This is a genomic window from Paraburkholderia sp. WS6, assembly GCF_030464835.1.
Lineage (GTDB): Bacteria > Pseudomonadota > Gammaproteobacteria > Burkholderiales > Burkholderiaceae > Paraburkholderia > Paraburkholderia madseniana.
Window position 1 is genome coordinate 1 of record NZ_JALQCK010000058.1, and the last position, 19075, is coordinate 19075.

19 protein-coding genes and 1 pseudogene are annotated in these 19075 nt (G+C 61.7%); 8 read left to right on the forward strand and 12 right to left on the reverse strand.

Going from position 1 to position 19075, the window contains the following annotated elements; genetic code table 11:
• Positions 1-315: 315 nt before the first annotated feature.
• A complete protein-coding gene (gene hpaC, locus M0D64_RS40380; protein WP_266261778.1) occupies positions 316-864 on the reverse strand; it encodes a 4-hydroxyphenylacetate 3-monooxygenase, reductase component in 549 nt (182 codons plus the stop codon).
• Between the two features lie 269 nt (positions 865-1133).
• Here hpaC and M0D64_RS40385 point away from each other — a divergent pair, with 269 nt between their 5' ends.
• The gene (locus M0D64_RS40385) at positions 1134-1796 is read left to right on the forward strand and encodes a response regulator transcription factor (RefSeq protein ID WP_266261779.1); all 663 of its coding nucleotides are present in this window, start codon (positions 1134-1136) and stop codon (positions 1794-1796) included.
• Here M0D64_RS40385 and M0D64_RS40390 read toward each other — a convergent pair.
• The 5 genes from M0D64_RS40390 to M0D64_RS40410 are packed head-to-tail and all read right to left on the reverse strand — an operon-like array spanning position 1786 to position 5814.
• A complete protein-coding gene (locus tag M0D64_RS40390) occupies positions 1786-2529 on the reverse strand; it encodes an SDR family NAD(P)-dependent oxidoreductase (protein ID WP_154560748.1) in 744 nt (247 codons plus the stop codon). The genes M0D64_RS40385 and M0D64_RS40390 overlap by 11 nt on opposite strands.
• Before the next feature lie 5 nt (positions 2530-2534).
• Complete coding sequence (locus M0D64_RS40395; protein WP_266261780.1) at positions 2535-3665, reverse strand: amidase; 1131 nt, start codon at positions 3663-3665, stop codon at positions 2535-2537.
• On the reverse strand, positions 3662-4177 hold the full coding sequence (locus tag M0D64_RS40400) for a nuclear transport factor 2 family protein (protein WP_266261781.1): 516 nt from the start codon (positions 4175-4177) through the stop codon (positions 3662-3664). The genes M0D64_RS40395 and M0D64_RS40400 overlap by 4 nt, the downstream gene beginning before the upstream one ends.
• A 20-nt stretch (positions 4178-4197) precedes the next feature.
• Positions 4198-4575, reverse strand: coding sequence for a hypothetical protein (locus M0D64_RS40405; protein ID WP_074283434.1), 378 nt, complete (start codon positions 4573-4575; stop codon positions 4198-4200).
• A 48-nt stretch (positions 4576-4623) separates the two neighbouring features.
• Positions 4624-5814, reverse strand: a complete 1191-nt coding sequence (locus M0D64_RS40410) for an acyl-CoA dehydrogenase family protein (RefSeq protein WP_266261782.1) — start codon at positions 5812-5814, stop codon at positions 4624-4626.
• A gap of 251 nt (positions 5815-6065) precedes the next feature.
• On the opposite strand from M0D64_RS40410, the gene M0D64_RS40415 reads away from it, so the two are divergent.
• Positions 6066-7556 (forward strand): ATP-binding protein, encoded by a 1491-nt coding sequence (locus M0D64_RS40415; protein ID WP_266261783.1) that lies wholly within the window; start codon positions 6066-6068, stop codon positions 7554-7556.
• Between the two features lie 7 nt (positions 7557-7563).
• Here M0D64_RS40415 and M0D64_RS40420 read toward each other — a convergent pair whose 3' ends face one another.
• From M0D64_RS40420 to M0D64_RS40430, 3 genes are read right to left on the reverse strand one after another with little or no spacing between them, the layout of a single operon-like run.
• Complete coding sequence (locus M0D64_RS40420) at positions 7564-8880, reverse strand: MFS transporter (protein ID WP_266261784.1); 1317 nt, start codon at positions 8878-8880, stop codon at positions 7564-7566.
• A gap of 27 nt (positions 8881-8907) precedes the next feature.
• The gene (locus tag M0D64_RS40425) at positions 8908-9408 is read right to left on the reverse strand and encodes an aromatic-ring-hydroxylating dioxygenase subunit beta (protein ID WP_266261785.1); all 501 of its coding nucleotides are present in this window, start codon (positions 9406-9408) and stop codon (positions 8908-8910) included.
• Positions 9405-10688: an aromatic ring-hydroxylating dioxygenase subunit alpha gene (locus M0D64_RS40430; RefSeq protein ID WP_266261786.1), complete on the reverse strand. Its 1284-nt coding sequence runs from the start codon at positions 10686-10688 to the stop codon at positions 9405-9407. Before M0D64_RS40430 ends, M0D64_RS40425 begins: the two co-directional genes overlap by 4 nt.
• Positions 10689-10792: 104 nt before the next feature.
• On the opposite strand from M0D64_RS40430, the gene M0D64_RS40435 reads away from it, so the two are divergent.
• Together M0D64_RS40435 and M0D64_RS40440 are read left to right on the forward strand one after the other, a co-directional pair.
• Complete coding sequence (locus tag M0D64_RS40435) at positions 10793-11713, forward strand: LysR family transcriptional regulator (RefSeq protein WP_266261787.1); 921 nt, start codon at positions 10793-10795, stop codon at positions 11711-11713.
• A gap of 140 nt (positions 11714-11853) precedes the next feature.
• Positions 11854-12699: a DMT family transporter gene (locus M0D64_RS40440; protein ID WP_266261788.1), complete on the forward strand. Its 846-nt coding sequence runs from the start codon at positions 11854-11856 to the stop codon at positions 12697-12699.
• 40 nt (positions 12700-12739) lie between these two features.
• Here M0D64_RS40440 and M0D64_RS40445 read toward each other — a convergent pair.
• Both M0D64_RS40445 and M0D64_RS40450 read right to left on the reverse strand, forming a co-directional pair.
• Positions 12740-13626, reverse strand: a pseudogene (locus M0D64_RS40445) (NAD(P)H-binding protein).
• A gap of 110 nt (positions 13627-13736) precedes the next feature.
• Positions 13737-14435 (reverse strand): glutathione S-transferase, encoded by a 699-nt coding sequence (locus M0D64_RS40450; protein ID WP_266261789.1) that lies wholly within the window; start codon positions 14433-14435, stop codon positions 13737-13739.
• Positions 14436-14570: 135 nt separating this feature from the next.
• On the opposite strand from M0D64_RS40450, the gene M0D64_RS40455 reads away from it, so the two are divergent.
• Complete coding sequence (locus M0D64_RS40455; RefSeq protein WP_166618196.1) at positions 14571-15413, forward strand: LysR family transcriptional regulator; 843 nt, start codon at positions 14571-14573, stop codon at positions 15411-15413.
• A 98-nt stretch (positions 15414-15511) separates the two neighbouring features.
• Here the strand turns inward: M0D64_RS40455 and M0D64_RS40460 are convergent, their stop codons facing one another.
• The gene (locus M0D64_RS40460; RefSeq protein WP_154560760.1) at positions 15512-16399 is read right to left on the reverse strand and encodes a LysR family transcriptional regulator; all 888 of its coding nucleotides are present in this window, start codon (positions 16397-16399) and stop codon (positions 15512-15514) included.
• Positions 16400-16501: 102 nt separating this feature from the next.
• On the opposite strand from M0D64_RS40460, the gene catB2 reads away from it, so the two are divergent.
• The 3 genes from catB2 to catC all read left to right on the forward strand — a co-directional run bounded on the left by catB2 (position 16502) and on the right by catC (position 19045).
• A complete protein-coding gene (catB2, locus tag M0D64_RS40465) occupies positions 16502-17659 on the forward strand; it encodes a muconate cycloisomerase CatB2 (RefSeq protein ID WP_266261790.1) in 1158 nt (385 codons plus the stop codon).
• 47 nt (positions 17660-17706) lie between these two features.
• The gene (catA, locus tag M0D64_RS40470) at positions 17707-18615 is read left to right on the forward strand and encodes a catechol 1,2-dioxygenase (RefSeq protein ID WP_266261791.1); all 909 of its coding nucleotides are present in this window, start codon (positions 17707-17709) and stop codon (positions 18613-18615) included.
• 139 nt (positions 18616-18754) lie between these two features.
• Positions 18755-19045 (forward strand): muconolactone Delta-isomerase, encoded by a 291-nt coding sequence (gene catC / locus M0D64_RS40475; RefSeq protein ID WP_154560763.1) that lies wholly within the window; start codon positions 18755-18757, stop codon positions 19043-19045.
• Positions 19046-19075: the final 30 nt, after the last annotated feature.

Here is a 19075-nt window from a genome sequence, read left to right on the forward strand (position 1 = left end):
GGCAACGCTAATAGACCACTAACAATTCAAGGAAAGGCCAACGCCCTAAGAACACGGACAATGAGCGCCACGCAGGCAAAAGAGGAATTCAGAACTTGTGCCGCAGGACTACCCGTGCTGCCAAAGAACAAAGTATTCGGATTGGCGACATCGAGACAACCCACACCCAGCGCCAACGGCCAATTCCCTTAATCTGATCGACTGTTTCGTTGAAGCCGTCGCGGCGGTGCCGCAGTTTCAGTTCGATACCGATAGCGCGGGCGTAATTTAAGCAGGCCACGCGCCGCGGCTGGTTTCAATCGTTCCCGTCGCACCTCAATGCGATGCCGAGCGTTTGATGCGATGGAAATTGCGATCGAAATAGATCAAACCATCACCGTCCGTGCGCACGCTGATGCAGGTGGTTTTGACGAACATGACCGAGTGCGAACCCACTTCCTTCAGATCGACGATCTCGCCCTGCAGACTCGCGAGTGCGTCGCGCAAAACCGGTACACCGTGCGTGCCGTCGTCCCAGATCGGCCAGCCAAAGCGTTCCTCCATCGGCACCTGCGTCATGCCGGCGAAGTGACGCGCGAGCAGTTCATGCTCGCCAGGCAGTACGTTGATGCAGACGTGCCGGTTGCGTTCGAAAGTAGCGTGCATCGCGCTCGAGCGGTTCAGGCAAACAAGCAACGTGGGCGGCGTATCAGTGACGGAGCACACGGCGCTCGCGGTGACGCCGCAGCGTCCATGCGGACCGGCGGTCGTGATGACGTTCACGGCCGCGGATAGATGCGCCATGGCCTGACGGAATTGCTGCCTGGCTGCCTGGTCGGTGTCGGCAACAGGAGTCGCTTGCGTTGCTTGTGGGTTCGGCGTCATGTTCTGGGTTCCTGGGGGCGCGGTAGGGATCTGGATTCAAGCGTAATCAATCCGCGCACGGAAAAAAATCAGCGCGAGCGGTGCGCGTAGAGGCCTCTTTCCCAGTCCGTCTAAAGGTTTCCCCAATGCATGTCGGCACGGTGCAGCGTATGAGCGATTTTTATGTCCACTACAGGGTAATTATCGCTTTGCAGCGCTTTTTCCACTGGTTATCATGAGCCCGCAAGACGCTTCGAATCGCGCCTATCCCGAACCGTTCCACAGACTCCATGTCCCAGCAGCCTCAGTCCGCTTTGTCCCCCGCACCGATCGTCTATATCGTCGACGACGACAACGGCATGCGCACCTCGCTCGCATGGTTGCTCGAGTCGGTCGGCGTGAAGTCAGCGGGCTTCGCCAACGCTAGTGAATTTCTCAGCGCGTTTGATCCGACCGTGCCCGCGTGTCTCGTGCTCGATGTGCGCATGCCGGAGCAAAGCGGCTTCGACGTGCAAGCGGAGTTGAACCGTCGAGGTGCGACGCTGCCGATCATTTTCGTCAGCGGTCACGGCGACATTCCGATGTCGGTGCGCGCTTTGCAGAACGGCGCGATCGATTTCGTCGAGAAACCGTATAACTCGCAGCAGATGCTCGATCGCGTGCAGCGTGCGTTGAAACTTGCGTCGCAACGTCACGCCGCTGATCAGAAACAGCGCGAGTTACGCAAGCGCCTGGCGTCGTTGACGGCACGCGAGAAAGAAGTGCTGCGCGGTGTGATCGACGGCAAGGGCAGCAAGCGTATCGCCTCTGATCTGTCCATCAGCGTGAAGACCGTCGACGTGCATCGCGCGAGCATCAAAGACAAACTTGGCGCGGCGTCCATCGCGATGCTGGTGCGCGACGTGATGGCGGTGTGGGATCAGGAGGCGGCCGCGTCGGGCACTAACGCATGAATAAGCCGCCGTTCACGTCCCAGCATGCGCCGTTTGCAAAGTAAGCGTTCTCTGCAGCCAGCATGACCGCGACATCGGCGACATAGTCCGCTGAGCCCAGACGTCCCGCCGGAATGTTGGCGATCACCGCCTTCAGTTTGTCGGGCGCGACGCTCTCGTGCACGATCGGCAGGTCCATCGGCCCAGGTGAAATCGCGTTGACGGTTACGCCCGCTGTGCCGAGGTCGCGCGCGAACACCTTGGTCAACGTGATAACGCCGCCTTTGGCTGCCGCATAGTGCGCACCGGTGGCCGATCCGCCATTCTGTCCCGCTAGGGAGGCGATATTGACGATGCGCCCCGCGCCAGCGTCGGCGAAATGCTGGCCGAACACCTGACAGCCGAACAGCACGCTGCGCAGATTCACGTTGATCACCTGATCGAACTGCTCGGCGGTGATCTCCATCACGGGTACGACTTTGGATGCGCCTGCGTTGTTGATCAGTGCGTCGATACGGCCCCAGCGTTGCAGGATCGCATCGCGTGCGGATTCGAATGCGGTCTTCGCGGTGACGTCCAGATTCAGTGCGAAGGCGCTCGAGCCGTCGGCACTCAGATCGCGGGCGAGAGCCTGTGCGGCATCGAACGCAATGTCGCCGATGGCGACCGCATAACCCGCTGCGTGAAAGCGCGTGGCAATCGCGGCGCCAAGACCGCGCGCGGCGCCAGTGACGAGTACGACTCTTTTCTGCATTGCTTTTACTCCGTGAGAAGAGCGGCTTCGAAACGCGCCGCAATCGCGCACACCTGCTCATCCGCCCCCTTGCGTCCGACGATCTGCAAGCCCGCCTTGAGCGGCGAGCCATTGATAGGCAACGGCAGGCTCAATGCCGGATGGCCGCTCAGATTGAACGGCCGGATCAACGACGACATGGCGATGACCGGCGTGCCGCCGCGTGCCTCGTCGAGTGTGATCGGCAGCGCGGGAAGTGTGGGCAGAATCAATACATCGACGCTTTCAAGCGCGTGATCGACAGCGGCTGTGAATTGCCGACGTACCGACTCCGCCGCCTCGCATTGCGCCGCGGTTGTATTCGCAGCGGCGCGCAGCCGTGCATCGAGATCGGCACCGAGCTTGCCGGTTGCCACGAGATGACCGAACGCATGAAAAGTTTCTACGTTGATGATCGCGAGGCCCGCTTCGAAGGCGGCGGCAAGCCCTGCAAGTTCCAGCGTGCGAGCGGTGCAATCAGCCTGGTCCGCCGCGCGCGTAACGGCTTTAAGGATTTCCGGCATTGCGTCGACTTGCACGATACCGACGTTCCACGCGCCGCTTCGTGCCGCTTGGGCCGCATGTGTGTTGAAATCGGCGGTAATCGCCTGCATCGCGGCAACGATCATCTGCATCTCGCGCGCGAACGGCCCGACGCAATCGAGCGTCGATTCGCGCGGTGCAACGCCGCGCCGCGAGACGCGCCCGTAAGTCGGCTTCAAACCGATCACGCCGCAACACGCAGCGGGGCCACGAATCGAACCACCGGTGTCCGTGCCAAGCGCGGCATCCGCAAGCTTCAAACCAACGGCCGCCGCCGAACCGCTCGACGAGCCGCCGGGAATGCGCGAGGCGTCCTGGGGATTTTGCGGCGTGCCGGTGTAGTCGTTGATGCCAGTCATGCCGAATGCCAGTTCGTGCATATTCGCCTTGCCGACGATGTGCCAGCCGGCATCGAGCAAGCGTTCAACGACTTCCGCATGCTGCTGTGCAGCGGGTCTATCGGCCAACGCGCGGCTCGCCGCTGTGGTCGCATAGCCGGCGATATCGATCGTGTCCTTGATCGCGATGCTGGGGCCCGCGCCGCCTATCGACAATGTCTGGATAAACTCGTTCATGGGTTCGGTTTCCTTGTATTGACTTGCCAGGGCGCATCGAAAAGACGTTCGGTGCGAAAGTGCGTGATGAGCCAGTCGCGGCCATTGTCGGCGGGCGCAAAATCCACTTCGAGGCGTGCCGAGATCAACTCGGCTTGCGCGTCGACATAGCCGGCCGCTTGCAGCATGATCCAACGGCCTTTCGCGGTTGCGCCATGTACCTCGATGGTTTCCGACGTGAGGAAATGCACGTTGACCGAGAAATGCGGCGATGGCGGCAAGTAGCGCGTGAGCATCGCGAGAATTTCCGCGTGACCGGTGAGGCGGCCGAACTTGCTCGCGTACTGCGGGCCTATGCCTTCCCAGATCGCGTCGGCAGCGAAGAGGGCCGCAAGCGTCTCGCCTTCGAGCGCCCCCGAGGGCACATCGCACAACGCCATATAGCGCGTCATCGTGCGGCGCACCGCCGATTCGGCTTCGAGCGCTGCAAGCCGTTCGGTTAACCTGGCCAGCGTATCCGGGTTCTCGTTCATCGCATCACGCTCCGGCGCGCTCAAGCAGCGTTAGCGTGTTGCGGCGGCACTTGCAGCGCGCGGCCAACGCGCGCTTCGATCTTGCCGTAGCGCCACAGGTTATATTCGCCGACCGGTGTAGTGCGATACAGATTGCACACCGCTACGGCGGTATCGAAGTCGCGCACGTCGGCCATGATGTAGAACGTCCACGGCGAGTTGTCAGCATTGCCGACGGTGAGGCGGTCGTCGTCCATGATGCCGAGCACGCTGACGCCGTCCATCGATTCGACCGCCGCCAGCATCTTGCCGTAAGCCTGCCAGACTTCGCCGATCTTCTCGCGCGGCAAGTCGAAGAAATTCTGCGTCACGCCGCAGCAGAACAGAACGCGCAAGGGCAGCTTCGGGTTATCGGACATCGTGTGGCTCTCCATGAAATCGTTTGAGCGGCAAAATCAGAAAATGGCTTACAGGTAGCCCGGAATCGGCGGCACGCCGACGAACACCGCGCCGGCGCCGTCGAAGTTGCCCTCGCCGAGGAACGCATGCTGGGTGACCATCATCGCGTCGCGCAGCAGGCGCTGCAGCGGATGCGAGCGATAGATCGCCATCGTCCCGCCGAGCCGGTAGGCGCGCTGCACGACGTCGGCGCCTTCGCGGGCGATCTGCGTTGCGGCAAGCCGCAGCAGGCTGGTCTGCTCGGGTGTTACGGGGTTGCCGGCGAGGATCGATTGCCAGACGTCGTCCGTGGTGTCGTAGAAGAACGCGCGGGCCGAACGCAACTGCGCTTCGGCTTTCGCCAGTTCGATGCGGTAATACGCGCGGTCGGCGAGTTGCGGCGCGCCGGTTGTCGTCTTGCGGCCGCCGGCCATCTGGTTGGCGACATCGAGCGCGGCGCGTGCAAGGCCGAGGTTGACCACGGCCAGCACCTGCGCCGCGTAGGCGATGGTTGGATAGCGATACAGCGGTTCGTCGACGCACGGTTCGCCGCCCCGCACGAAGGTCCAGTCGTCGGTGACGAACTGATCGGTGACGCGCAGATCGTGGCTGCCGGTACCTTGCATGCCGACCACATCCCAGTTCTCGACGATCTCAACCTGATGCGGGCGGAACACGGCGGTGCGTGGTTTGCCGGGCGCACCAGCGGCGCCCGAGCCTGAGCTGGCCGCACCGATTCCGACGCCGAGCCAATCCGCGCCCTTGCAGCCGCTCGCGAATTTCCACGTACCGTTTACACGCCAGCCACCGTCGGCAGGCTGAGCGGCTTGCACCGGGAAGAGACCGCCTGCGAACACCTGATCGGGACCATCGGCGTAGATCTGCGCCTGAGTGGCCAGAGGCAAGGCCGCGAGATACACGTTCGCCGAGCCGAAACTCGCGACCCAGGCCGCCGAGCCGTCCGCTACCGCGATACGTTCGATCATGTCGAGAAACGCGGTAGGCGCGAGCGCATCGCCGCCGAAACGCTTAGGCGTTGCGGCGCGATACACGCCCGCGCGCTTGAGTTTGACGATGACGTCGTGCGGCACATGTGACAGGCGATCGAACTCTTCGCGCCGTGCGGCGATTTCGACGATGACGTCGGCGAGCGGCAAACGCGCTGCATCGCGGCTAGCTTCTGCGACGGCGGCAACAGTGTCGATGGCGGTGTCTGACATGGCGGGGCATCTCCTTGATTCGTTATCGGCTGGAACACGAGGCACGTTTCGGTCGCGGGCAAAGACGCCGGCGACGGCGCGTGCAGGGTGAGGCCAGTCTAGAAATGCAAAAAGAACGCTTCAATTGGGACGCGAGACGTGTTTTTAGGTACCACGCCGGGGGTATCTAAAGAAATCTTCAGACGCGAATCATGCCGACTGGTGTTATGTTCCTCCACGTACGCGATCGAACTTTTGTGCAGCCTTGCCCGATGAATTTCCCCGCCGAAGAAGATTTCCACCGCCTGCTCGACGCGCTGACGCTGTGCGTGCTGCTGCACGACGCCGAAACGAAGGCGATCGTGTGGGCCAATCGCGCGGCTTGCGAGGCGCTCGGATTCACGCTTGAGGAAATGCTGCCGCTCAAGGCGAAAGACATGACCCGCCCGGTGCCGAAGTACCGGCGCGAGATCGGCGTCGGAGCTATGGACCGTGCGATCACCGAGGGCCCGCAGGTCTACGAGTGGTGTTACCGCTCGCGTACCGGCGCCGATATGCTGTCCGAAGCCATTGCAACCTACGTGCCGCTGCGGGAGCGCGCGGTGGTGACGGTGCAGTTCCGCGACATCAGCGTCGAGGAGACACTCAAGCAAACACTGCGGCGTTACGAGTCGCGGCTCCGTGAGTTCATGCAGGATCTGGGGGAGGGCGTGGCCGTGCTGACGCCCGCGGGCGAAGTGGAATTCGTCAGCGAATCCGGACGGCGCGTGCTGGGTCTGGAAGAGGGCGCGCCGATGGGCGACGTGCTCGACTATTGCAGCGAATCGGATCGCGACCGCCTGCTCGAACAGCTCGCCGCAGCACCGCGCATCCAGCCTTCGCCACCGCAGCGTTATCGCATCACGCGCCGCGACGGCACGCCGGGCTGGTTGCGCATCACGTGCAGACGAATCGAGATCGAAGACGACCTCAACGGGCGCCTGCTGCACTTTCGCGACATCACGGACGAAGTCGCTGTCGAAGAAGCGCGCCGTAACGAGGCGCGGCTGCTGGAATACGCGGGGCGCTACAACGCGATGGGCGAAATGGCGACCGCAATCGCACACGAGTTGAGTCAACCGCTCGCCGCGGTGCGCAATTTCATCGAGGGCGCGATTCTGCGGCTCGGGCAACCGGGACCCGTCGACGATGCGTTGTGGGGCCTGCGCAGCGCCGATCGTCAGGCCGAGCATGCGGCAGTGATCATCAAAAGCGTGCGCGATTACATCGTCAAGCGGGAGCCGAGCGAGACCCAGGCGGACTTGCGAGACGTCGTCGCGGACGTCGCGTACTTCATCGAATTGCGCGCGAGAGACGCGGGGGTTGCGGTCACGATCGAGCAGGCACCGGAAGCCTTGCCGGTGTATTGCGAACGTGTGCTGATCGGCCAGGTGGTGCTGAATCTGGCCTTCAATGCGATCGAGGCGCTGACGGAATGCACGAATGCCGCTGCACGGCGCGGCGAATTGCGCCTCGTCACCAGCCTGCGTGGAAAATACGCGCTCGTGCAAGTCATCGACAATGGCCCGGGCGTGCCCGCCGAAGCGCATGGTCGCCTGTTCGACGGATTTTCTTCGTCGAAGGCGGGCGGCAATGGTATCGGTTTGTCGCTGTGCAAAAACATCGTCACGCGGCACGGTGGCGAAATCTGGGCCAAACCGGCGCGGCGGGGCGGCCTTCAATGCAGCTTTACGCTGCCGATTGTGGCCGTTCCGGCCGGCTGATCGCATTTCAGTCATGCGCCGTATTGATGTTCTTCGGAATGGTCACGAGCGTGATCGCGGTGATGAGACCGAAGCCGATCAACATCAATGCGACCGGCCACGGCGCATGGACCTTCGAATACAGCGCGATAGCCACCAGAGGCGCGAGTCCGCCGGAAAACACCGAGGCGATTTCATGGCCTAGCGCCATGCCCGAATAGCGGACCTCGGTAGGAAAGAGTTCGCCCATCAGCGCAGGCTGTGTGCCGATCATCGCGGCGTGGCAGAAGGGCAAACCCAATGCGAGCGAGAGGAACACGAGCAACGGTTCATGCGTATCGATCAGCCAGAACGCGGGAAACGCGATCACGACGAGGCCGAGCGCACCGATCATATACACCGGCCGCCGGCCGATCACATCCGATAGCCGGCCCCACAGCACGATCGTGGCGAGTTCGAGCAGCATCGCGAGCATCACGCCGCCGAGCATCACCGAGACCGGCACACCGATCGTCTTGCCGTACACCAGCACGAACGACAGGAAGATATACGTGCCGCCGTTTTCGGCGATACGCAGCCCCATGGCCTGCAATACCTGCTTCGGGTGATTGCGCAGCACCGTCAGCACCGGCATGTGCTTCGGTTTGGCGGCGGTAAAGTCGCGGCTCTCAGGCAGGCTTCGGCGAATATAGACGCCGACGCCGAAGATCAGCACGCTCGCGAGAAACGGCAGGCGCCACCCCCAGGACATGAAGCTTTCCACCGGCAACCGCTGCACCAGATAGAACGCGGCCGCCGACAGCACGAAGCCGCCTGCCACGCCCAACTGACTGAACGAGGCGTAGTAGCCACGGCGATTCGCCGGTGCGCTCTCGCTGATGAGCAGCACGCCACCGCCCCATTCGCCGCCGGACGCGATGCCTTGCACGACCCGCAAACAGATGAGCGCGATCGGCGCGAGGAAGCCGATTTGCGAGAACGTCGGCAACAGGCCGATGCCGAAGGTTGCCACGCCCATCATCATCAGCGTCACGACGAGCGCGCGTTTGCGGCCATGCCGGTCGCCAATGTGACCGAACACGATACCGCCCAGCGGCCGCGCCAGAAAGCCGATCGCGAAGCCCGCAAACGCGGCGAGCGTGCCCATCAGCGGGTCGCCGTGCAGCGGGAAGAACAACGGCCCGAAGATCAGGGCCGCGGCCGTGCCGTACAGAAAGAAGTCATACCACTCGAGCGCGTTGCCGATCACGGAGGCGACGATGATCCGCCGCAGTGTCCGCGAGGTCGCAGGCGCCGCCGGCGTGGCGGCTGATACGGCCGTGGGAGAAAGCGTGTCGTTTGGCATCGTCGTGCTCGCTGGTAGCGTCGTCAATTACAACAGGAATCCGATTGCGCTCAGCGCCTCGGTCGAATCGATCAGGCGGATCACTTTCTGCACGATGCGCGGCTCGCCGCTCGCGAAACTGATGCGATGCGTGAGATCCGCCGCGAACAGGGTCGACTTGCCGCGTTTGTACGCGACGATGACCTGCGCCGAACTCACCTCGACCTCGTCGCTCGTATCGCTCGTCAGCGTGAAACGCGAAACCGTGCGCACGGTGCGGGCGGCGTCGCTCGCCGAGGCCGAATGGCCGGACGTCATGCGTTGCACGCGTTTTTCGCGCATGTCCTGATCGTCGTACGCGTAGTTGAGCGTGGCGGCGAAGTCGGTGGTGTCGTGATCGATCGGCACCACGTAGAAGCCTGCCGGGTCCCACAACGAAAGCCACGCGTGATAGTCCTTGCGGTCCAGCAATTCGGCTTCCCGCCAGATGAGTTCGATCGCGCCGGCAAAGGTCTTCTGCGAGAACAGCGTGTTCCTGTCGTCCATCATGCTTGCTCCATCATCGTGCGCCATTGCGCGTACGCTTCGCGCATCCCGGTTTCGTCGGTGGCGTGTGCGGTCTTTTCGCCGTTCGGCGCGGTGCTCTCGCGATTCAGGCCGCGGTTCACGAGGATCGGCAGATCGGGACCGGCATGCGAGCCGCGCTGCACGCGTTCCCATGCTTCGGCGTCGTCCGGGCTGCCGAAACCGAACGGGCCCTGGAAGTGTTCGTGAATGCGCAAGCGCACACGGTTTGCTTCGTCGGGGCCGCCGTCCATTGCCAGGGCGACGTGACGGATTTCCGTCTCGTTCGCGGAGATGGGCCGCAGCACGCGGAAAAACGCCATCGAGAGCGCGAGGTTCGGAAACAGATTCAGGTTGAAGCCGACGCCCATCAGCGAACGCACAATGCGGCGCACTTCGTCGGGCGTGTGCTTTTCGCCAAGCGTGGCGGCGAGTTCCTGGAAGCGTTCAGGAATGGGTGTGCCGTCGTCCTTGTCGAGATCGACGAGTTCCGGCACCAGCACGGCGAGGCTATGGCCGTTGCCGAGTGAGCGGCAGAAGGCTTCGTCGCTCGTCATGAAGCTCGTGATCGCCGCGGCCGTTTCGTCGTCGATCGATTTCATCCACGACTTGTGGACGACCGGGAAGTGATACAGGTCGGTGGTGTTTTCGAGCTGGATCTTCCAGTTACCGTTAAAGCGGAAGCGATGTTCGCCGTTGGCTTTGATCGGATAGCCCGCGCCTTGCTTCATGAACAGGTCGATCCACGGCTTGGCGCCGCCGAGGAAATCTTCGAGCGGCTCGATCTCCTGATTGAAACTCGCGAAGATCAGACCTTGATAGATACCCACGCGCAAACTGGCGAGCGGCAACTCGGTCTTGTCGATCACGCCTTCATAGCCGTCGCCATAGGGCAGTGCGCGCAATGCGCCGTCGAGGCCATAGGTCCAGCTGTGATACGGGCACGTGAAGCCTTTCGCATTGCCCTTGTGCTGCTCGCAGACCGTTGCGCCGCGATGGCGGCAGCGGTTCTGCAGCACATTGACGGCGCCGCTCTTGTCGCGCACCACGATCACCGGCTGGCGGCCGATCATGGTGGTGCGGAAGTCGCCCGGATTCGGCAGTTCGCTTTCGTGCGCGACCCAGATCCACGTCTTGTAGAAAATGCGCTCGAGTTCGGTTTCGAAAACCGCCGGGTCGTAGTACAGCGACGGGGCGACGCGGTCGGACTGCGCGCGCTGGTACAAGGCGCTCGTGTCGACGGTCTGATATGAGGAATCGCTCATCGTGGTGTAGGTGGGGTGGTCGATGAAGCAAAGTCTCGCTGAGCGACTGATATGCGTCAAATTGATCTAAAATAAAATATAAAATCAATCTCATGGATATCTCGATGAATTCGCTGGACCACGTCGACCTCAACCTGCTGCGCGTTTTTCAGGCGATCGTCGAGGAGCGCAGCCTCACGCGGGCCGGGCAGCGGCTGGCCCTGTCGCAGCCGGCGATCAGTTATTCGCTGGGGCGTTTGCGGACCCTGTTCGACGATCCGCTGTTCATTCGCACGCGCGCCGGCATGCAACCCACGCCGATCGCGCTCGAACTGTCGGGCATCGTCGCGCGGGCTCTGGATACGGTGCGCGAAGCGCTGCGTTATGCGGAGCACTTCGATCCCGCCGTCAGTACGCGCACGTTCCGCTTATCGCTGTCCGATGCGGGGGAGTTGGCGTACTTGCCGCCGATTTGCGAGACCTTGCACCAGCAGGCGCCGCGCGTGAAATTGCGCATCGAACCGCTGCCGGTGGAAGAAATCGAAGATGCCCTACGTGGCAGCCGGCTCGATTTTGCAATCGGCAATCTGCCGACGTTGACCGCGCGCACGCGTCATCAAGCGTTATTCGAAGAGACTTACGTTTGCATGACGCGCAAACGGCGCGGCTTGCCGCGCACGAAAGAACTGGCCATGAAAGCATTTCTGGACGCGTCGCACGTGCAGATCACGTCGGTCGAGCACAGCCACTATGCACTCGACGATGCGTTTCGTGCGCAAGGTGTGGGCCGGCATATTGCGCTGGAATTACCGCACTTCGTGGCCTTGCCGAGTGTGCTGGCCGTGACCGATCTGTTCGCGACGCTGCCGCGGCGTCTTGCACAGATTTTCAATCGTGATGGCGGGTTTCAGCTCTACGAGTTGCCCGTTACCTTGCCAATGGCGGCAGTCACGATGCATTGGCACGAGCATTTCGATCAGGACGAGGGCAACGTGTGGTTGCGCAATCTGATGGGCGATATCGTGCGGCGATTCGACGAGCGTTGAGACGGGAGTGCGGCTGGACCGTGCGCAAGCGGGTCGAGCGGGAGCGGCCAATAGTCGTCGAGGATGGCGTCTGGCCGTCCTCGCGGGCGATACACTAAGCTGTCACAGACCCTCAAGCGCGTGACTGACGCCGACGCTCCATGCCGCGTACGCGAATCGCCTTGCTTACCACCCTCGCAATGTTCGCCTTTGCAGGGAATTCATTGCTTTGCCGTCTGGCGCTGAAAGGCGCGGGGGTCGATGCAGCAACATTCACGTTGGTGCGGGTGGTGTCCGCCGCTCTCACGCTCTGGTTGATGCTGCGAGCACGTGGTAGTCCGCGGGGTATCGGTGGCAACTGGTATTCGGCACTTGCACTTTTTGCCTATGCGTCCGGGTTTTCATTTGCATACGTCGGCCTTCCGGCCGGGACAGGCGCGTTGCTTCTTTTCGGCTCTGTGCAGGCTACGATGATCGGACACGGCCTTTGGACGGGGGAGCACCTGCGCGTACGGCAGTGGGCGGGACTGTTGTTGGCACTTAGCGGTCTGATCGGTCTCGTTCTGCGCGGAATCTCGGCGCCACCTCTGCAACCTTCTCTTTTGATGCTGGGGGCGGGCGTCGCGTGGGGCATTTATTCGTTGCGAGGCAGGCGTTCTTGCGATCCGACAACGACTACCGCAGGGAACTTCCTGCGAGCCGTGCCGTTTGCGGCAGCGGTTAGTCTGCTCACACTTGCGCACCTCTCATTAGAACGATCCGGAATCGTGTATGCCATGCTCTCCGGAGCATTGACCTCTGGCGTTGGCTATGTCATCTGGTACGCGGCCCTAAGGGGACTGAAAGCGGCTACCGCTGCCACCGTGCAATTGAGTGTGCCGGTCATCGCGGCAATGGGCGGGATAGTGTTGCTCGGCGAACCATTGACGCTGCGCTTGCTGGGCAGTTCGGCCGCAATCCTTGGCGGCATTGCATTGGTAGTCGCCAAAAAGCAAACGGTCAAATAGCGACACTTCGACCAGGCGAACAGAACACATTGGCAAGAATTTACTGCTCGAACGCTCGACGATGGGTTCTCACAAAGTCGCCGACGGTTTGGGGGGCTCGCCCGGTGATCTCGCCGATAACGCCATCTACGCCGGAGAAAATTCCGTTCTGGTAGTCGACGGCGATCGCGAGGAAGTGCTGGATTAAAAATTCCGGCAGATCGTATTTCTCCAGATGCTCGCGATATTGCTCGATGGTTGACGGGCGATAGGCTATCTTGCGACCCAGAACCTTGCCGACTTCATCGGCAATCTCTTGCTGGCCCAATTCGACGGGTCCGAACAGCGGATAGGTCTTTCCGATATGACTGGACGGTTGTGCGAGGACGGAGGCGATCAGGCGAGCCTGATCCTCGGCTGCGATCGGCGCGTGGCGCCCTGCACCATAGGGCAGCGTGATCTTGCCTTCTTGCACGATAGGATCGCGCACCCATGGAAAAATCAGCCGTTCGGCGAAGAACGTCGGGCGAATGTGGACGGTCGGTACATTCGACCAGTCGAGCACACGTTCTGCGATCCAATGGTCGCGCGCGGCGTGGCTCTTCGAATCTTCCCGGGCGGAAATTTGCGACATTTCCACGACAACTTCGACACCCGCGCGCTGCGCAGCGTCCGCGAAATACGCGGTGGCCTGGATATAGCCTGGATGGACGGGATAGCACAGGTAAGCGCCCGTTACGCCGTCCATCGCGCGTATCACGTCGTCATGCTCGAGAAGATTGCCAACGAAGACGTCTGCGCCCTCGCTCCGGAGCAATGCACTGCGTTCGTCTTCCTGACGCACGAGGGCGCGAACCAGGTGTCCGTCTTTGCTTTGAGAAGATGGCGAATCGTGTGGACGCCAGTTTTGCCGGCGGCGCCGGTGATCAGGTACTTGCGTTGCGGCATGTTGGATTCTCAAAACAAAAAGGGCATGGATACTCGTCGCGAGTGCGGGGGATTGTCGGCAGGCAGACAATCACTGAGTTAGCTCGCAGACGACGTGGCGGCCTTGCTGTTCAGATAGGCAGCAGAGGCTCCAGATGCGGTAGGTCTTCGGCATTGAGGTTCTGGCCGCTTCGGTTTTTGACACTGGGACGGTCGTTGATCCTGGCTCGCCATTCCAGCAACGCGGTGTGATCGGCCGGGACTGTCAGTCCTGCGTAGTCCCCATGCATCAACGCTGCCCACACCGTTATGTCAGCGACGGAGAACTGGTCGCCCGCGACGTAGGGTTGAGTCTGCAGAACACCGTCGAAGTATTTCATTCCTGCTATCGCCCGTTCCCCGTGTTTGTCGCCCCATTGTTTGCGGAAGGCCCAGTCGGCACTTTTGAAGGCCTCATTGGCTTTGCCAAGGCCCGGCGTCGAGTGGTGGAAAAACACGCCTATGCCGTCGATCAGTTGATGGTCAGCGCGCCGTTGCATCATGTGGATCACCGCTTTCTCGCGGGGTGTGCGTCCGGTGAGGATCGGGTTTCCGTCGAGGTTGTCGAGATACTCCGCGATCGCAACACATTCACCAATGAACGTGCCGTCGTCGAGTTCAAGAACGGGAACCGTCGATGTCGGATTCTTTTCCCGGAATGGACCTTTTTGATGCTCTGCATCGTAGAGATTCACGCGAACAAACTCCACCAGCGATTCCATTCGCTTCTCCGCCAGCACGATGCGAATGCGAGCCGGGTTAGGGAAACCTTCAATGTCATGGATCTTCATTTGAACCACCTTCAATTGTGTGTGTCGGGGAATCGTCATTGCGATGCAAAATGTATCAGCGGGACCGGCGGCCGGGAATCCGGCAAGATTTCACCTTGCTTGTGAGAATTTGCACCGATGTTCGACTGGAACGACATGAGGCATTTCATAGCCCTGGCCGAGGCCGGGACGTTGTCCGGCGCGGCACGGACGATGAAGGTGGACCACGCTACCGTTGCGCGGCATATCGCGGCGCTCGAGCATGCGTTGGGCGAAAGACTGGTAGACCGGCTTGCGCGACGGTGGCAGTTGACGGAGGCGGGCGGCGAAGTGGCTAGCGCGGCTGAAGGCATGCTGGCACAGGCCCATGCGCTGGAAAGGGGAGTGAGGGCGCGAAAAACGACAGCACGCGCGAAGGTAACGGTGAGTGCGCCGCCTTCCCTCGCGAGCACCTTCCTCGCGTTGCGCATTACAGAACTGGGCTTGCGGCATCCCGAACTCGATCTGGTTCTGCTAGGCAACCAGTCCTTCATTTCGCTTGGTCGCCAGGAGGCGGACATCGCAGTCCGCCTGTCCAGACCGACCGAAATGACCAATGTCGCGCGTAGAGTCGGCAGGATGGCGTATCGGCTGTATGCGGCACCGGGCTATACCGAACTGCCTAGCGAAGAGTGGCAATTCATTGCTTACGACTCGTCGCTCGATCATGTGCCCGAACAGGAGTGGCTTTACCGCTTTGCCGACGGCCGAAGGATCCGGTTCAGGAGCAATGATCTGACGAGCCAGCTCGCCGCGGTGCGCATGGGTTTGGGCATCGCCGTATTGCCGCGTTTTTTCGCCGGGGCCGACAAGGGCGTGCTGGCTCTGGACACGGAAGAAAGGCTGTCGCGTGACATCTATCTCGTGGCTCACACCGATATGCGACGGAATGCGGCTATACGCGTGGTGATGGATTTAATCGCCGAAAAGCTCGCCGATGAATTCGTCGGGCACGAGTAGTCAAATGGGTGGCCGGTTACCCGGGCGCGGAGCCGGCCGGCGGATTAAGAGGCGCTTTGAGCCCGCTTTGAGCCCGCTTCAAGCCACCTTCCGCGCCTTCAACCCCGCTTGAACAACTCCCGGGCCAGCGAACACAGCAACGTGGTTGTCGGCGATTCATCCTGCAAGCGTCGGCTCATGATGATCGGCGACGAGATATTGGCCGCCGGAACCGGCCGGTACACCACGCCATGTGCGCGCAAACCCTCAACGCTTTCCGGTACGAGACACACGCCGACCTGCGCCGCAACCAGCCCCAGTGCGGTTTGCAACTCCCTCACTTCATGGACCGCTTTCGGCTCCAACGCATGGTCGTGCATCGCCGATAGCTGTTGGTCCGCATAGCTCGGCCGCGGCGTGCTCGGATAAACGATCAGCGTTTCCTCGGCGAGCGCGGCCAGCGTCAGCGGCTTCTTCTGGCGTGCGAGCGGATGGTTTTGCGGCAACGCGGCAATCATCCGTTCTTCGACGAGTACTTCGCGCGCCAGTTGTGCATCGTCGAAACGCAAGCGGCCAAAACCCACGTCGATACGGCCGCCTTTGAGGGCGCCGAGTTGCTCGATCGTGAACATTTCGATCAACGACAACTCGATGTGCGGCGCCGCCTCACGAAATGCGCGGATCACCGCCGGCAGCGCGCCATAGAGCGTGGACGGCACGAAGCCGATCACGATGCGCTCGGCCAGTTGCGCGAGGCGCCGCGTAAGCGGGGCGAGTTCGTCGGCGTCGTCGACCAGACGCTTGGCCTGCGCATAGAAAATGCGGCCGGCTTCGGTCAGCCGCAGCGGCCGCGAGCCGCGCTCGAACAGCGCGAGGCCAACGCTTTCCTCGATCTGCTGGATCTGGCGGCTAAGCGGCGGCTGCGTCATATGCAGGCGATTGGCGGCCCGCGTGATGTTCATTTCTTCGGCGACCGCAATGAAATAGCGGAGTTGGCGAAGTTCCATGCATACCCCTACGGTATGGAAGTAGTCGGAATCGGTGTTGGACTGCTTCGCGGGTTGTTTCTACTATGGGGCTCTCATGAAAGCAGTTCAGGAGAGCAACGAATGATAGCAACACCCGTGAAGATCGAGAGCGTGGAGACGATTCTCGTCGACGTACCGACGATTCGTCCGCACCGGCTTTCGGTTGCAACGATGAATTGCCAGACGCTCGTGCTGGTGCGCATCCGTTGCGCCGACGGTATGGTTGGCGTGGGCGAGGGCACCACCATCGGCGGCCTCGCATACGGCGAGGAAAGCCCGGAAAGTATCAAGGTCAACATCGATACGTACTTCGCGCCGCTGCTCAAAGACATGGACGCAACCCGTCCAGGCGCGGCAATGGCGAAGCTGCGCGCGCTGTTTCAGGGCAACCGCTTTGCGAAATCCGCAGTTGAAACCGCTTTGTTCGATGCCCAGGCGCAGCGTCTCGGCGTGCCTCTGTCGGAGTTGTTCGGCGGCCGAGTACGCGATTCGGTTGACGTGGCGTGGACCCTCGCAAGTGGCGACACGACCCGCGATATCGACGAAGCCGAGCGTGTTTTCGAAACGAAGCGGCATCGCGTGTTCAAGTTGAAGATCGGCTCGCGCGCGCTTGTCGACGACGTCGCGCACGTCGTGGCGATTCAGAAAGCGCTGGAAGGACGCGGCGAAGTGCGTGTCGACGTGAACCAGGCATGGACCGAATCCGAAGCGATCTGGGCCGGCAAGCGCTTCGCCGATGCAGGTGTTGCGCTGATCGAGCAGCCGATTGCCGCGGAGGATCGCGCTGGCCTTAAACGTCTGACGGATCTCGCTCAGGTGCCGATCATGGCGGACGAAGCGTTGCACGGCCCGGCGGACGCATTCGCCATCGCCAGCGCGCGTGCGGCCGACGTCTTCGCCATCAAGATCGCGCAATCGGGCGGCCTGACTGGCGCCGCGCAGGTGGCGGCGATTGCGCTCGCCGCGAACATCGACCTGTATGGCGGCACGATGCTCGAAGGCGCGGTGGGCACGATCGCCTCGGCGCAACTCTTCAGCACGTTCGGCGAACTGAAGTGGGGCACTGAACTCTTTGGGCCATTGCTGCTGACCGAAGAGATTCTCACCGAGCCGCTGCGCTACGAAAACTTTGCGTTGTATCTTCCACAAGGACCCGGTCTCGGCATCACGCTGGACTGGGACAAGATCGACCGCCTGCGGCGCGATACGCGCAAAGGTGCAAGCGTTACCACGAACTGACGGTTCATCCGCTAACCGCCGAGAACATTAAACGAAGGAGATACCCCATGAACAAGCAAGCTATCGACGCACTGCTGCAGAAAATCAACGACAGTGCCACCAGCGAAGGCAATCCGCGCACGAAGCAGATCGTCAACCGCATCGTCCAGGATCTGTTCTATACGATCGAAGACCTCGACGTGCAACCGGCCGAGTTCTGGACCGCGCTGAATTATCTCGGCGACGCGGGCAAGAGCGGCGAGCTCGGTCTGTTGGCCGCGGGCCTCGGCTTCGAGCATTTTCTCGATCTGCGTATGGACGAAGCGGAAGCCAAGGCAGGTATTGAAGGCGGTACGCCGCGCACCATCGAAGGACCGTTGTATGTGGCGGGCGCACCGGTGTCCGACGGGCATGCACGACTCGATGACGGCAGCGATCCCGGTCAGACGCTGGTGATGCGTGGCCGCGTGTTTGCCGAAGACGGCAAGCCGCTCGCGAATGCGCTGGTTGAAGTGTGGCACGCGAATCATCTCGGCAACTACTCGTACTTCGACAAGTCGCAGCCGGCTTTCAATCTGCGCCGCTCGATTCGCACGGATGCCGAAGGCAAGTACAGCTTCCGCAGTGTGGTGCCGGTCGGTTACTCGGTGCCGCCGCAAGGGCAGACGCAACTGTTGCTCGATCAGTTGGGCCGTCATGGGCATCGTCCGGCGCATATCCACTTCTTCGTGTCGGCGCCGGGCTGCCGCAAGCTGACCACGCAGATCAACATCGACGGCGATCCGTATCTGTGGGACGACTTTGCGTTCGCCACACGCGACGGCCTCGTGCCGGCGGTCAAGCAGGCCGAGGGCGCGGAAGGCAAGCCTTATGGCGTGGAAGGCCAGTTTGCGCTGATCGACTTCGACTTCACGCTGTTCAAGGAGCGCGACAACCTGCCGGGCGCCGAAGTGGAACGGCTGCGCGCTGAAGCCTGAGGCTGTGGCTGTGGCGCTCTAATGGGCCGACGCCTGAAAACGCATACACGTACCGCATGAATCTATCGACCCTGGCTGCGCGGCGGAGTATTCCGCGTAGTCGGGGTTTTTCATTACCGATCAGAAAAGGAGAGCCAACATGCTGTTTCACGTTGAGATGACCGTCAACCTGCCGCTCGATATGGACGCCGAGCGCGCCGCGCGCTTGAAATCAGATGAGAAAGCCATGTCGCAGAAGCTACAGGAAGAGGGTGTATGGCGGCACTTGTGGCGCATCGCTGGGCGCTACGCAAACATCAGCGTGTTCGATGTGGAAAGCCCCGCGCAACTGCATGACGTGCTGAGCCAGTTACCGCTGTTTCCGTATATGGATGTCGAAGTGCGCGCACTGTGCCGGCACGCATCGTCGATTCGCGACGACGACCGGTAAAGACGGAAGGAAGAAGGTGCTGCGAATGCA